The organism is Flavobacterium sp. (assembly GCF_036782315.1).
Lineage (GTDB): Bacteria > Bacteroidota > Bacteroidia > Flavobacteriales > Flavobacteriaceae > Flavobacterium.
Genome location: NZ_DAIPZK010000004.1, coordinates 1 through 15,548 on the forward strand (window position 1 = coordinate 1; position 15,548 = coordinate 15,548).

The 15,548-nt window shown below is 31.2% G+C and carries 14 protein-coding genes; 5 read left to right on the top strand and 9 right to left on the bottom strand.

Going from position 1 to position 15,548, the window contains the following annotated elements; genetic code table 11:
• The first annotated feature begins 206 nt into the window (after positions 1-206).
• Positions 207-1,043, top strand: a complete 837-nt coding sequence (locus V7P59_RS04690) for a DUF4886 domain-containing protein (protein WP_333808999.1) — start codon at positions 207-209, stop codon at positions 1,041-1,043.
• A 137-nt stretch (positions 1,044-1,180) separates the two neighbouring features.
• Here V7P59_RS04690 and ung read toward each other — a convergent pair whose 3' ends face one another.
• Positions 1,181-1,846, bottom strand: coding sequence for a uracil-DNA glycosylase (ung, locus tag V7P59_RS04695; protein ID WP_333809000.1), 666 nt, complete (start codon positions 1,844-1,846; stop codon positions 1,181-1,183).
• Positions 1,847-1,929: 83 nt separating this feature from the next.
• Between ung and V7P59_RS04700 the strand changes: the two genes are divergently transcribed.
• Together V7P59_RS04700 and V7P59_RS04705 are read left to right on the top strand one after the other, a co-directional pair.
• Positions 1,930-4,098, top strand: a complete 2,169-nt coding sequence (locus tag V7P59_RS04700) for an endonuclease MutS2 (RefSeq protein ID WP_333809001.1) — start codon at positions 1,930-1,932, stop codon at positions 4,096-4,098.
• Positions 4,099-4,254: 156 nt separating this feature from the next.
• On the top strand, positions 4,255-4,677 hold the full coding sequence (locus tag V7P59_RS04705) for a thiol-disulfide oxidoreductase DCC family protein (RefSeq protein WP_333809002.1): 423 nt from the start codon (positions 4,255-4,257) through the stop codon (positions 4,675-4,677).
• Positions 4,678-4,930: 253 nt separating this feature from the next.
• Here the strand turns inward: V7P59_RS04705 and V7P59_RS04710 are convergent, their stop codons facing one another.
• Positions 4,931-5,950 carry a T9SS type A sorting domain-containing protein gene (locus tag V7P59_RS04710; protein WP_333809003.1) on the bottom strand — a complete coding sequence of 340 codons (1,020 nt, stop codon included), beginning with the start codon at positions 5,948-5,950 and terminating at the stop codon, positions 4,931-4,933.
• A 67-nt stretch (positions 5,951-6,017) separates the two neighbouring features.
• The gene (gene aroC / locus V7P59_RS04715) at positions 6,018-7,088 is read right to left on the bottom strand and encodes a chorismate synthase (RefSeq protein WP_333809004.1); all 1,071 of its coding nucleotides are present in this window, start codon (positions 7,086-7,088) and stop codon (positions 6,018-6,020) included.
• A 159-nt stretch (positions 7,089-7,247) separates the two neighbouring features.
• Here aroC and V7P59_RS04720 point away from each other — a divergent pair, with 159 nt between their 5' ends.
• Both V7P59_RS04720 and V7P59_RS04725 read left to right on the top strand, forming a co-directional pair.
• Positions 7,248-8,060 (top strand): hypothetical protein, encoded by an 813-nt coding sequence (locus V7P59_RS04720; protein WP_333809005.1) that lies wholly within the window; start codon positions 7,248-7,250, stop codon positions 8,058-8,060.
• A gap of 51 nt (positions 8,061-8,111) precedes the next feature.
• On the top strand, positions 8,112-8,609 hold the full coding sequence (locus V7P59_RS04725; protein ID WP_333809006.1) for a hypothetical protein: 498 nt from the start codon (positions 8,112-8,114) through the stop codon (positions 8,607-8,609).
• Positions 8,610-8,643: 34 nt separating this feature from the next.
• On the opposite strand, the gene V7P59_RS04730 is transcribed toward V7P59_RS04725, so the two are convergent.
• The 6 genes from V7P59_RS04730 to V7P59_RS04755 form a co-directional block, all read right to left on the bottom strand.
• Complete coding sequence (locus tag V7P59_RS04730; protein WP_333809007.1) at positions 8,644-9,069, bottom strand: protease complex subunit PrcB family protein; 426 nt, start codon at positions 9,067-9,069, stop codon at positions 8,644-8,646.
• Positions 9,069-10,199 carry an N-acetyl-alpha-D-glucosaminyl L-malate synthase BshA gene (gene bshA / locus V7P59_RS04735; RefSeq protein ID WP_333809008.1) on the bottom strand — a complete coding sequence of 377 codons (1,131 nt, stop codon included), beginning with the start codon at positions 10,197-10,199 and terminating at the stop codon, positions 9,069-9,071. The genes V7P59_RS04730 and bshA overlap by 1 nt, the downstream gene beginning before the upstream one ends.
• A 63-nt stretch (positions 10,200-10,262) precedes the next feature.
• Positions 10,263-10,718 carry a DUF1801 domain-containing protein gene (locus tag V7P59_RS04740; protein ID WP_333809009.1) on the bottom strand — a complete coding sequence of 152 codons (456 nt, stop codon included), beginning with the start codon at positions 10,716-10,718 and terminating at the stop codon, positions 10,263-10,265.
• A gap of 39 nt (positions 10,719-10,757) precedes the next feature.
• On the bottom strand, positions 10,758-13,676 hold the full coding sequence (locus V7P59_RS04745; RefSeq protein ID WP_333809010.1) for a glycoside hydrolase family 3 N-terminal domain-containing protein: 2,919 nt from the start codon (positions 13,674-13,676) through the stop codon (positions 10,758-10,760).
• A gap of 142 nt (positions 13,677-13,818) precedes the next feature.
• The gene (gene serB / locus V7P59_RS04750; RefSeq protein WP_333809011.1) at positions 13,819-15,042 is read right to left on the bottom strand and encodes a phosphoserine phosphatase SerB; all 1,224 of its coding nucleotides are present in this window, start codon (positions 15,040-15,042) and stop codon (positions 13,819-13,821) included.
• A 21-nt stretch (positions 15,043-15,063) separates the two neighbouring features.
• Positions 15,064-15,546: an ABC transporter ATPase gene (locus tag V7P59_RS04755; protein WP_333809012.1), complete on the bottom strand. Its 483-nt coding sequence runs from the start codon at positions 15,544-15,546 to the stop codon at positions 15,064-15,066.
• Positions 15,547-15,548 lie beyond the last annotated feature (2 nt).

Here is a 15,548-nt window from a genome sequence, read left to right on the forward strand (position 1 = left end):
AATTATCTCTTTTTTATGCAAGTATTTGTATATTTGAGTTGTGCAACAAGCACAGTGGTTTGTTTCAAGTGGAAAGTATGCGATAATCCCAAAACGAAGTTGTAAAATTTAATAATTAGTGTGTTTTTGTAATGACTTGGTGCTGAAATTGCCACCTGAAAACAAGCTGCAAAACGTTGCTAGTAATTAGAGAAAAACCATGATTTATGAAAAAAATTCTGCTGATTTTAATAACACTAACTACAATTAGCTGCAAGTCGCAACATAAAAAAACGGTGAAAGAAATAAATGTATTATTTATTGGGAACAGCTTAACATATTTCTACGATATGCCACAGACTTTACAAAAAATGCTGAATGAAACAAACCCCAATATAAGAATTGAACAAAGCACTTTTCCTGGACAATCATTAGATGGACATTTATCTGATATAATAACATCGAGAACGGAAAACGGAATTAATACAAGGAAAAAAGAAGAAGGCGAAAAAACAGAAACGGAAATTAAGATTGCGGAGAAAAAATGGGATATAGTTATTTTACAAACTGGAACTATAAGTATTTTAATTCCTGAAAACCGTGAACTTATTACAAACAAAGCAATTTCTGAAATCAAAAAATTGGTTTCTAATCCGAATTGTAAATTCATACTATTTAACACTTGGCCATCCAAAAACGAATATCCTCAACAATATTGCTATCCATCAAGAATGATAGACAAATCAATATTAAAAGAAAGATGTTGTTCGCCTATTCTTGAGAATTTAGAACAAGAAATCAATTTAATTAATGAATCTTACGATTCAGTTGCACGGAAAAACAACTTGTTAAAATCTGAAAATGGAAACAAATTTTACGAGGTTTTGACAAATTATCCCGAAATTGAACTTTATGAAGATAATAGTCATCCTAACAAATATGGAGCTTTTTTAAACGCTTGTGTCTTTTATCAAATGTTAACAAACAAAAAAGCTTATGAATTAAAATTTAACGGAGAAATCGAACCAAAAATTGCGGAACTATTAAAACAAGTTGCGGAATAAAACTTTACACAACACCGTTTTACTTCAATGGCTACTTCCGGATTTCACTACGGAAAATCCGCTGCTGAATGGAATGTTTTGTTATATTCGTAATGGCTTGGTGTTGCATTTACACTACATTTTTAAGACACAAAACGTTACCACTCAATCTCACCTTTCCCATTTTCTCTCAAATATGCATTCGTTAATTTAAAATGGTTATTTCCAAACCACATACCTCGGTTAGCACTTAAGGGTGATGGATGTCCACTTTCTAATACCAAATGTTTATTTCGATCGATAAGTTTACCTTTTTTCTGAGCAAAACTGCCCCAAAGAAGAAAAACCACATTTTCAGATTTCTGATTAATCAAATTAATTACAGCATCGGTAAAAACATTCCATTTCAAGTGCTTGTGGCTATTAGCCTGATCTTTTCTTACCGTTAAACCAGCATTTAGCAACAATACTCCTTGCTTTGCCCAACGTTCTAAATTACCCGAAGTTGGAAAAAGAATTCTATCATATTCGTTATTAATTTCAGTAAAAATATTTTTCAACGAAGGTGGAATCGCTACACCATCATTCACCGAAAAACATAAACCATTCGCCTCTCCAGTTCCATGATACGGATCTTGACCTATAATTACCACTTTCGTATCTTGAAAATCAAACTGTTCAAAAGCAGAAAAAATCAATTCTTTTGGCGGATAACAAGTGCTATTAGCATATTCTTGCTCCACTTGATGCATGAGTTCAACAAAATATGGCTTCTGAAACTCAGTAGCTAATAAGGCTTGCCAAGTAAGGTTTTTGAAAAACATTTTATAATTTTTACCAAAAATATAAATTTCTGTTGCAATATGGATTTATTACTTTGTAACTTTGACCTAAGAGAAAAAGAAAAATGATTTCGATTACAGAAAAAACGCTACAAGATTTAGAATTTAATACGGTTTTAGAAACCATTGCTAGTCGCTGCAACACCGATATTGGAGAAGCTAAAGCAATGGAAATAACTCCGTTTAAAAATAAAGAAGAATTGCTAATTAACTTAAAGCAAACTTCCGAATATTTATCCTCATTTTCCAATAATAACGCCATTCCAAATCACGGATTTGAGAATATCAACTACGAATTAAAATTCTTAGCTATCGAAGATAGTTTTCTTGAAGTGGGTAGTTTCAAAAAAATTGCGAACCTTTCGGAAACGGCGATAACAATGATTCAATTTTTAAAGAAATTTGAAGATTATTATCCCAATCTATATCAAAAAGCATCGAAAATTGATGTTGTAAAACTCATTATCCAACGCATTGATGAAGTGGTTGATAAATTTGGAATCATCAAAGACAATGCTTCGCCTGATTTAGTGGATATTCGACGAAGTATTAATGTGGTACGAGGTAAAATCAACCAAAGTTTTGGTATGGCATTGAGCCAATATAATTCGTTAGGTTATTTAGATGACATTAAAGAAACAGTAGTTGAAAATCGTAGAGTTTTAGCTGTTTTAGCGATGTATCGAAGAAAAGTAAAAGGTGCTATTTTAGGAAGTTCTAAAACAGGAAGTATTGCCTATATTGAACCAGAAGCAGCCCAACGTTATTCGCGTGAATTAAACAATTTAGAATATGAAGAGCGTGAAGAAATCATGCGAATTTTAAAGCGTTTGACTAATGAAATCCGTCCGTTTACAGAAACAATAGCAGCTTATCAAGACTTTTTAAGTGATATTGATGTTATTGCTGCGAAAGCCAAATATGCTAACAAAATCAATGGAATCCTTCCCAATATCATCGAAGAAAAACGATTATTTTTTAGAGAAGCCTTCCATCCTATTTTGTATTTAAACAATAAAGAAAAGAAAGCGGTTACCTATCCGCAAACCATCGAATTACATAATAAAAGTCGTATTATAGTGATTTCGGGACCAAATGCTGGAGGAAAAACGATTTCATTAAAAACCGTTGGATTACTTCAATTAATGTTACAAAGCGGGATATTAATTCCGGTTCATGAGCGTAGTGAAACGTTTTTATTCGATAGAATTTTAACAGATATCGGCGACAACCAATCTATTGAAAATCACTTAAGTACTTACAGCTACCGATTGAAGAATATGAATTACTTCTTGAAGAAATGTAATGCAAAAACCTTATTTTTAATCGATGAATTTGGAACAGGCTCTGACCCCGAATTAGGAGGTGCTTTAGCAGAAACATTTTTGGAAGAATTCTATGCTCGCGAAGCTTTCGGAATTATTACGACACATTACAGTAATTTAAAAATATTAGCTAACGAATTACCCTATGCTACAAATGCAAACATGATGTTTGATGAAAAATCATTAGAACCTATGTACAAATTGATTTTGGGTCAAGCCGGAAGTTCGTTCACTTTTGAAGTAGCTCAGAAAAACGGTATTCCTTACGGATTAATCAATCGTGCCAAAAAGAAAATTGAAGGTGGAAAAGTTCGATTCGACAAAACCATTGCAACCCTTCAAAAAGAGCGATCTAAATTAGAGAAAACGTCTTTAACCTTAAAAGAAGAAGAAGCTAAAGCGCGTGAAGAAAGCAAGAAAATGGAAACCATCAATGCAAAAATTCAAGATAAACTAGAACGTTATCAGGAATTGTATGATGCCAACCAACGTTTGATTTACATTGGGCAAAAAATTGATGATATTTCCGAAAGTTATTTCAATAATAAAGACAAAAAAACTTTAATTGGTGAATTTTTGAAAATGGTGGAAATCGAAAATTCAAAACGAAAAAAACTTTCGGCTAAAGAAAAGAAAGTCAAGGAAGTGATTCAGAAAAAAGTGGAAGAAGAAGTAAAAGTTAAGGTAGAAGAAATTCGCACGGTTAAAAAAGAAAAGAAAATTAAAGCTAAAATTGAAGAAGAAAATAAGCCAAAAGTTATTTTAAAAGTCGGAGATCGAGTACGAATGAAAGATGGAAAAGCAATTGGAACTATTGACGCTATTGAAAAAACAAAAGCAACAGTGAATTATGGAATTTTCACTTCAAAAGTAAGTTTAGATCAATTGGAATATGTTCAACCTATTTAAGAATATAGAGATTAGAAGTTAGATTTTCTTTGATTTTTTTGCTTAACGATAATTCGGAAAGATTTTGAATATTCATTTAATTATTTAAATCTGTATTCCTTAAATCTTGGAACTTGAATTGGAACTTGAAATTAACATTGAACTTGAATTTGATATATGGAAATACAAGATTTACCTAAAGACAAAAAAATCATATTGTTTGATGGAGTGTGCAATTTATGCGATTCATCAATACAATATGTGATTAAACATGATAAAAAAGATGTCTTTAGATTTGTTTCGCTTCAATCAGAATTAGGTCTAAAAATATTAAAGCACATTGGAATCAATCCTACCCATACCGATAGTATTGTTTTGTATGAACCTGGAATTTCGTACTATTATAAATCAACTGCTGCTTTAGAAATTGCAAAGGGATTGAGTGGGGTTTTTACTTTAGCAACTATTTTTACTATATTACCCAGAGGAATAAGAGATTTTGTTTACGATTATGTGGCTAAAAATCGATACAAATGGTATGGTAAAAAGGAATCCTGTATGATTCCAACACCCGAATTAAAGGCAAAATTTTTAGAATAAACGATATGATAATTATCATAAATTAAATGAACTACATATAGTAAGTTTGTGTAAATTCTAACCTTTGTAACTATGACAAACTTATTATTACCTCTTTATTCTCATAGCAATGGGGCTTTTATAATGATTATCGTTTTTTTATTGGTAATCTTGGGCTTAGTAGGAGCTATAATGCTAATGATGAATAGTGATAAAAAGAAAAAAAACGACCAGTAATTAGCTGGTCGTTTTTAGTTTAAAGTATTATAAAAAACTATTGTTTAATAAATTTCTTAGTAGTTTTTCCTTCTGCAGCTTCGATAGTTATAAAATAAACCCCAACATTCAAATCAGAAACATTAATTTGAGTTAAAGAACCTGCTTGGTTTTTAACAACTCTTCCATTAATATCAATAACTGAAATATTGTTGATTGCGTAGTTGTTTGGATTTGAAATGTTTAATAAATCTTTTGTTGGGTTAGGATAAATAGAAATAAATTCTAATAAATTATTTTGAAAGTTTTCTACTCCTAATAAATTCTCAGTATTGCTAGCATAAACTACAAAATTGTCAAATTTAGTTACCCCTGAAACAGTATTAGAAGTTCCTGCTGCTTTAATAAAATCGACTTCACCTGGTTGTACTGTTCCTGTAGCTGGTACAGCACCAGTTACACCTGCATAAAATCCTGGCCCCTTCCATATAACTTGTCTGGTTGTAGTGTTATAAGAAATACCTACTCTAACCCATGTATTTGAAGCTAAATTAATTACTGCATTTGAAGCTCCTAAGTTGAAAGAATAAGTTCCAACAGGATTCACACCTCCATTATTAGGATCATAATAAGCAATTCCTGAAATGGCTTTGGTTTCTAAATTAAATAATAAGCCAGCTAAAGGAGTACTTCCATCACTATTATAAATGTAAACTCTAGCTGTGTTTTTACTTGTAGTTGCACCTCCAGTAAACATATCAAATTCAACATTAATAATATTATTTCCAGAAGTTCTACCAGCCCATGCTGTAGGCAAACCACTTTTCCACATAAAACGTGTACCCGAGGCTGTATTAGAACCTGTAAGCTGAAAAGATTTGCCAGAAGTTTCAGAGACTATTTGATAATCAGTATTTAAACCGTTAGCTGTAAGCCATCCTCCTTGACCTGGAGTTACACCTGTAACATCAGTCCCAATGTTACCTAATGTTAAAGCATCAAAATTATCAGATTGTAAAACCTGAGAAGAAACAAAATTAATTGCTCCTAGAAAAATAAAAAGTAGTGTTTTTTTCATATGACATAGTTTAAAATTTATCAAATTTATAACAATTTATCTAAGAAAAAACAAACTTTATCATTTTTTAATCAATTGATTTAAATACTTTAGAAAGTAATAAATAATCCGCTATAACCAATGCCGCCATGGCTTCTACAATAGGAACAGCTCTCGGCACAACACAAGGATCATGACGTCCTTTTCCTTGTTGTTCTATTATTTCTCCTTGATTATTTAATACTTCTTGTTTTTGTAATAATGTAGCAACAGGTTTAAAAGCTACTCGAAAATAAATATCCATTCCATTGGAAATTCCACCTTGAATTCCTCCAGAAAGATTACTTTTAGTGGTTCCATCGGAGTTGAATAAATCGTTATGCTCACTTCCTTTCATCTTAGCTCCACAAAATCCACTTCCAAATTCAAATCCTTTTACTGCGTTTATTGATAACATTGCTTTTCCTAATTCAGCATGTAATTTATCAAAAACAGGTTCACCTAATCCTATGGGCACATTTTGAATTACACAAGTAATTGTGCCTCCCACAGTGTCACCTTGCTTTTTGATTTCTTTAATATATTGCTCCATTTTTTCTGCCGTTACACTATCTGGGCAACGAACTGCATTACTTTCTATTTTAGAGAAATCTAAATCTTGATAAGGTTTATCAATAAAAATTTCACCTACAGAAGAAACAAAAGCATTTATTTTTACATCAGGAATAATTTGTTTGGCAATAGCTCCACCTACTACTCTACAAGCCGTTTCACGAGCCGAACTTCTTCCGCCACCACGATAGTCACGAATACCATATTTTTTTTCATAAACATAATCTGCGTGGCTTGGACGATAAGTATCTTTTATGTGAGAATAATCATCAGATTTTTGATTAGTATTAGGAATAATAAAGCCTATAGGGGTTCCTGTTGTTTTACCTTCAAAAATTCCCGATAAAAATTGTACTTCATCTTCTTCTTTTCTTTGGGTTACAATTGAAGACTGACCAGGTTTTCTTCTTTGCATTTCTGATTGTATAAAATCGAAATCTAAAGAAATTCCAGCAGGACATCCATCTAAAATTCCTCCTAAAGCCTCACCATGTGATTCTCCGAAAGTAGTTAGTTTTAATAATTTTCCAAAAGTATTCCCTGCCATAATTAAATTTTGATTTTAATAAATATTATTTATTGTTAACAAAAGTAATGAATATTTAAAAAACCATAGAAATAAATACTATTTAAAACATTAAACAAAATTTTCTCAATTAATTAAGTTAAAATAGTATATTAGCATAATAAATAAATTTAAATTAACATGAAAAAATTAATTCTTTTAACATTTTTAATATCAACATCTTTGTTTACATCTTGTTCTAATGATGATGGAAATGAAAATGGGAATGGAGACGATAATTTCACCATACCATTAAACAATAATAATTATTGGACTTATGATGTTGATAGCGAAGGTGCATCAACTAGAGATTCTCTTTATATTTCTGGTGATGTAGTTTTAAATTCTAAGACCTACAAAAAATTCCAAACCAGAGATGACATGGCAACAGGATTTTATTCATCATCTCTTCGAAATAATGGAGTTAGAAAACAAGACTCTAGATTGTTATTATCTGGAAACTTATCTTTAGCTGCTGATCAGAATTTACCTATCAATTTCAATTTAAATTTAGATGATTTTGTTATTTTCAATAGTAATGCTTCATTAGATCAAGCCTTAAACAGTGGTCCTGTTACTGGAACAATTCAAGAAACTTACAATGGTTATCCACTAACTATAAGTTATTCATTACAAAGTTATGGCGGTGAAAATCTTACAACTTTTACTTCTCCTAATGGGGATAGTTATAGTAATGTAATATCAACAAAAATTAAACTTAATGTATCGGTAACTTCTGTTCAAACGGTTGGTGGATTTACAATTCCCATTACTGTTTTAGCACCACAAGATTTAATTATTTCTAAATTATATTTAGCAAAAGGAATTGGTGTTGTATATGTAAATACTGACACAGCTTATACAATAAATTCTACTGTTGCATCGCAATTAGGAATACCAGCAACTGGGTCACAAAATCAAAAAGAATACCTAGATATCTACGTGGTTGACTAAAAATGGCATGCCTTTTGTAAAAAATTAGCTATATTTGTAAAAACATTTTATATGAAGAAACTAATTTTATCAGCTTTTATGCTACTAGGTTTAGCATTTAGCACTCAGGCTCAGGACATTTCAAAAAACGCTCTAGGTTTGCGTTTAGGTGACAATGATGGTTTTGGTGGAGAAATTTCTTATCAAAGAGGAATGGGATCCAATAACAGATTAGAATTTGATTTAGGATGGAGAAATAGCGAACATGTTGATGCTTTTAAATTAGTTGGTTTATATCAATGGGTTTGGAACATTGACGGTGGTTTCAATTGGTATGCAGGTGTAGGTGCTGGTATAGGTTCTTGGAGTATTGATAAAAAATATGGCGACGGTAGCGGTTCTTTTGTTTTAGCTGCTGGAGATATCGGAATTGAATACAATTTTAAAGAAGCTCCAATTCAATTGTCATTAGATTTTAGACCAGAGATTTATTTTGGTGGTGATTATTCTGATTTTAGAGATGGATTTGGACCAGACATCGCATTAGGAATTAGATACCGATTCAATTAATAACAAAAAAGTCCCAATTAAATTGGGACTTTTTTTATTCTACAACTACTCTTTTGCCTTTCGGAATTAATGCTATACAATATGGTGAAGTAATTACAGATGTTGTTATTTCACCCTTCTTTGGCATTATTTCTTTCTTTTTTATAATGATAGTTTGATTCTCATTTTTCAAGGATTCAATATCAATTGCATAACCTCCCGAGTTTTTTTGACCTTGATACAAAACTAAAACATCTTTTTTCTTGAAATCAACGGCTAAGAAATTAGCATATTGTGATTCGTCAAGCTTTAATGATTCAATAAATCGAATATAGGATTCATTATTTTGAATCAAAGTATAACCTGCATTTTCAGTTCCGCCCATTTCACTTTTATAAATTACAGAAAAAGAATTATCTGTAACTTCTTTTGAAGAACTACAGGAAAAAATAAAAAATAATAGAGGAAAAAATTTAATCATTATTTGGAATTTAAAGCTTTAAAATAAACTTGTTCGTACAAAGGAAGAATATTTTGAATATCAAATAATTTAGCGGTTTCTAAGGCATTGATTTTAAATTGAGCTAATTTATTTTCATCTTTTAGCAACGCAATTGCATCACGACTCATTTTTGAAATATCACCTACATCACTTAAAAATCCTGAAAATCCATCTTTATTAACTTCTGGCAAGCCACCTGAATTGCTTGAAATCACGGGTACTCCACAAGCCATAGCTTCTAAAGCTGCCAAACCAAAACTTTCGGTTTCTGATGGTAACAAAAACAAATCTGAAAAACATAAGATTTTATCAATTTCATTACTATTCCCAAAGAAAATTACTTTATTTTGGATTCCTAATTGTTCACATAATTGCTCTGCTCCTTCCTTCTCTGGTCCTTCTCCTACCATCATTAATTTAGAAGGAACTTCTTTTTGAATTTCATTGAAGATTCGTATAATATCTTCAATTCGTTTTACTTTTCTGAAGTTAGAAATATGCGTAATAATTTTTTCATTATCTGGAGCCATTAAAGAACGATGACAAGGTATATTTTCTTTTAATTTATCCTTATTTAATTCAATAAAATTTGGGATAACTTCAATTTCATTTTTGATATCAAACAAACGATATGTATCGTCTTTCAGACTTTGAGATACACTTGTAACGACATCTGACTTATTGATACTAAAGCTAACCGCCGGCTTGTAAAATGGATGATTTCCTACTAATGTAATATCGGTTCCGTGAAGAGTTGTAACCATGGGAATATGAATACCTTCATCTGCTAGAATTTGCTTTGCCATGTAACCAGCATAAGCGTGAGGAATTGCATAATGCACGTGTAAAACATCAATTTTGTACAATTTTACCATATCCACCAATTTACTCGAAAGTGCTAACTCATAAGGCTGATAATGAAACAATGGATATTCGGGAACGTGAACTTCATGATAATGAACATTCGGATTCAACAAAGCCAAACGCACTGGTTGACTGTAGGTTATAAAGTGAATTTCGTGACCTCTTTTGGCTAATTCTAAACCTAATTCGGTAGCCACAACACCACTTCCTCCAAATGTAGGATAACAAACTATAGCAATTTTCATTTACTTAAATTTTGAAATAAAAGTACCACTTCTCGAGTTGGCAATTATAAAACATTTGTTAAATTATTTTTTGAATGCAGCTTCATAAGTAGCTATCCAATCGGCAACAGTTACTTTTTTCACTAATTCACCTATCAATTCAAATGGAATATTTTCTGGCTTTTTGATACGCAAACAACTTTTACCAATATCTAATTTTTGTTTCGAATGTTTTGGATATTCTGTAACAAACCAATCATACAATTCTGGTTTGGCATAAATTCCCATATGGTAAAAATTAATACTGTTTTTTTGACTTGCAAATCCCATAAATGGCAAAGCTTGCTTTGGATTACAATGGTAACCTTGTGGATAAATTGAATGTGGTACTACATAACCTGCCATACCATAACCCATTCCTTCTTGAAAACCTTCTGGAAGATTTTCTAAGATAATATTTCTTAATTTTCGCAATGCTTCTCTTCTATCTTCTGGAGCTTCATTGATATATTGATCTACTGTTGTTGCTTCTGATGTCATGGTTAGTCTTTTGAAATTAGAATATTAAATTTACAAAAATTACTCAACAATTGCTTCGTAAATTACTTTCTGTATATTCTCTCTAATATTTTCTTTTGATAATTTATTAGCAGCGTTAGAATCTGGATACGTTCTATTAGATAAGAAAACATACACTATCTCTTTCTCTGGATCAGCCCAAGTCATAGTTCCAGTAAAACCAGTATGTCCAAAACTTGTTAATGAAACACAACCACATGTTGGTCCTTCATTTCCTAATTGCGGTTTATCAAAGCCAACTCCCCTTCTATTTCCATCTTTACAGAAATAACAGGTATTAAAGGTATTAAAAGTTTTTTCTGAAATATATGTGCGACCTCCATAACTTCCTTTTTGAAGATACATTTGCATTACTTTAGCAACGTCCAAAGCATTGGCAAATAAACCTGCATGACCAGAAATTCCGCCTTGCATTGCAGCAGCCATATCATGAACATAACCTTGAACTACTTGGTATCTAAAATAATTGTCGTTTTCTGTGGGAATAACTCTGTTAACATTTATTTTACGTAACGGATTATACATGATAGAATTTGCTCCTAAAGGCTCATAGAAATTGAAATGTGCCAAATCTTCAAGTGATTTTTTGTTATGGTATTCTAAATATTCTTTAAATAAAATAAAGGAAAAATCACTGTATTTGTATTGTTTTTTGGGCAACAATTCACTATCTAATATAGTTTTAATGATGATGTCATTATAATCTTTTACCAAATACAACTTATCGGCTACAGGTATAGGAAATTCTTGTGAAAATTCAGTTCTATAAAATTGAGTACTTGGTCGTTTTAAACTATCTAATGTTGCTTTATAAAATGGAATCCAAGGTTGAAAACGCGCTTGATGCGTTAACATATCCATTACTGTCGCATTAGCTTTATTAGAGTTTCTTGCAGCTGGCAACATAGATTTCAATTTGGTATCTAATGTTAAGTGACCTTTATCAAACTCTTGCATTATATTTGGTAAAGTAGCAACAATTTTTGTTAAAGATGCAATGTCATAAACATCTGTATTACTTACCTTTTGTGTTGATTCATATGTGTGATTTCCAAATGATTTTTGGTAAATCACTTTTCCTTTTCTCGCGACTACAACTTGAAGTCCAGGAGTCATTTTTTTTGAAATAGCATAATTGGCAATGGAATCAATTTTGGTTAACACTTTAGAATTCATCCCAACATTTTCGGGAATTGTAAATCCTAAGCGTTTAATTTCTAAAGTTTCAATTCCTTCATTTACTTTGAATTCGTCATCAATTGAAACAGGTAATTTCCCTTTAGACCCCATGGCTCCAAAAATGATTTGAGGTGCAATAGTTTGAGAAATATCATTGTTTTGATAAGCAACTACAATCGTTTCAATATCTTCAAAGTTTTTTAAATTTGTCAACGAATACGGTTTTGTAAAACAAGTTAAAATCACCTCATTTTGTTTGGCAATTTGATTAATCCAAAGCATTTCTTTGAAATTCAAATTGTGATTTCTCCAAGCACCATCTTGCTTATGATAACCTATAATTACTTTTGTAAAATCTTGTAATTGCACTAAAACCGAGTCTAAATTAGTTGATGTTATCTCGCTAATAGTGGCATAATTTCTTAAATTAGCCAAAAAGGTTTCTGATTTATCGTTTCCTAATTTAATATAAGCAATTTTCTCTTTTTCTATATCACGAACCGGAACTAATTTGTTATTGTTTTTAACTACTGTTACCGCATTTTCATATAATTTATAATTTAAAGCTTCAAATTCAACCGCATTCAAATCTTTATATAAATTATCTAAAACAATAGGTTGATAGTTGTTCAGGTTTGCTTTGAATTTAAAGGCTAAAATCTTTTTTACCGAATACATCAAACGTTCTTCTGTAATGATTCCTGCATCATAAGCTTCTTTGAATTTTTTAATAGCAACAGGAACATTTTCAGCAAATAGTAACACATCATTTCCAGCCAAAAAAGCTTCTAAATCAATATCGCCAGGTTTTTTGAAATTACTTGCGCCCTTCATATTTAAGGCATCGGTAAAAATTAATCCTTCAAATTGCAACTCTTTTTTTAAGATATCAGTAACAACTGGATAGGAAATCGACGTTGGATAATTCGCTCTTGGTTCAATACTTGGCACATTCAAATGAGCTACCATTACACTAGCTAGACCATTTTTAATCAATTCTTTATAAGGAAATAATTCAACCTCATTCAAACGATTTTTGTCAAAATTAACTACGGGCAACGTATGATGCGAATCGGTTGAAGTATCACCATGACCTGGAAAATGTTTAGCGGTAGCGTAAACGCCTTCGTCTTGTAACCCTTTCATTAAAGCAATGGCTCGAGCAGTTACATTTTCTTTTGTTTCACCAAAAGAACGATTACCTATGATTGGATTTTTAGGATTTGTATTGATATCAACAACAGGGGCAAAATTGAAATGAATTCCCATTCTTTTTGATTGTTTTGCCATTTGATTTCCGGCTTTTTCAATCAATTTCATATCCTGAACAGCTCCTAATGTCATGTTCCAAGGATAACGATAAGTAGAATCTAATCGCATACTTAAACCCCATTCAGCATCAATACCTATGAACAATGGTACTTTTGCTTTTGCTTGATATCGATTTGTCAATTTTGCCTGACGTACTGGTCCGCCTTGAAAGAAAATTAATCCTCCAATTTTATATTCTTCAACTAATTTATCAATAGATTTATTGTGCGCTTCGTCTTTGTTTGAGTATGCAGCAACCATAAACAACTGCCCTACTTTTTCCTCGAAGGTAAATTGATTATAAATACTATCAACCCAAACCTGTTGTGACACAACTTTTTTAGCTGTTAAAACAGGTTTAGTTTTATTTTGTGAATATGATATATGTATGAAAACTACCGAAAACAGTAGGGCGAGAACTCTTTGCATAAAATAATTTTTGATTTTTTAACAACGTACTAAATCTGTGCCAAATTACTATAACTTATGATTATAATAAAGCAATTTATATTTATTTTATGAAGAAAGTTGTTAACTAAAAAAATGTTTTTATAAACGAAATTTGAAAAAATTAATCTATCAAATCGATGTGGCGATCATGATAACCCAATAAATACAAAATTCCATCTAAACCAATACTTGAAATTGAACTTTGAGCATTGTCTTTTACTTTGGGTTTTGCGTGAAAAGCAATACCTAAACCTGCTAAGTTCAACATCGGTAAATCATTAGCACCATCACCTACAGCGATAGTTTGATTAATATCAATACTTTCTTTAAGTGCAATTTCCTTTAGATATTCGGCTTTTTTATTACCATCTACAATTTCACCGATATAACCTCCAGTTAGAACACCATCTTTGATTTCAAGTTCATTAGCATAAACATAATCGATTCCCAATTCCTTTTGCAGATATTTTCCAAAATAAGTAAATCCACCCGATAGAATTGCTGTTTTAAAACCATATGATTTTAAAGTGTCAATTAATCTTTTTGCACCTTTTGTAATTGGTAAATTTATTGCAACTTCTTCCAAAACTTCTTCTTTTAATCCTTTCAAAAGTTGCATTCTTTGTTTAAAGCTTTCCTGAAAATCAATCTCACCTTGCATGGCAGATTCGGTTATAGCTTTAACTTGTTCGCCAACACCAGCCAATTCAGCCAATTCATCAATTACTTCAGTTTGAATTAAAGTAGAATCCATATCAAAACAAACTAAACGTCTGTTTCTTCTAAAAATATTATCTTCTTGGAAAGCAATATCTAGATTTAACTCAGATGATATGGCCATGAATTTTTCAGTAAATTCAGATTTATTATGTATAGCACCTCGAATTGATAATTGAATAGATGATCTAGGATAATCATCTTCTTTTACCAATGAAACTCTACCCGTTAAACGTTTGATAGCATCAATATTTAAATTCTTTTCAGAAATAACTTTGGTAACTTGAGAAATTTGTTCGGCTGTTAATTTTTCTCCTAAAAGGGTTACAATGTAGCGATCTTTACCTTGAAGTTTTACCCATTTTTCGTAATCCTCGAGAGCAATTGGTTTAAATTTTGCTTTAATACCTAATTCATAAGATTTGAATAAAATATCTTTTAAAACGGCAGCTGATTTTTTACCCGATTTAATTTGGAACAAAATTCCTAAAGAAAGTGTATCATGAATATTAGCCTGACCAATATCGAGAACATTAGCATCATATTCAGCTAAAACTGCAGTTAAAGATGAAGTTAATCCAGGTTTATCTTGCCCAGAAATGTTTAATAAAAATATATCGCTATCCATAGGATATTTTGAAAAGTAATTTTAAAAAAATCTACTATGCCAACTTTCACTTGCTGGAACTTCCCAGAAATCTTGCCATTCACCAACTGTATTTAGTAGATTATTAAATACGATTGTATTTTCTGAAACCGCTTTTTCCTTGGCCATTTTTTTAAATTCGATAAGTGGTTTAAAAGCAACATGATCGCCAACTTTAAAAGTAACGTTCATTTTATCTAATAAATCTACATTATATTTTTGCTCTAAGTTTTGAATAAACTGAACCGAAGCGTCAATAGAACACCCTGTAGCAGCTTGAACTTCTTGATTTACAGCAATTATAATAAAGCGATTATAGCGAGTAACAAAAGAAGCTTCTAAATGTTGTCCGTGCGAAGTCCAATTCTCTAAAAAAGAAGTCAATTCATTTTCAATTTCATGAATTTCTTCATCTGAAAATTTTCTATTAGATTGATAAATCCAAATTTTAGATTCTTCTGGTAAGGTATCAAAGGGTACAAACATGA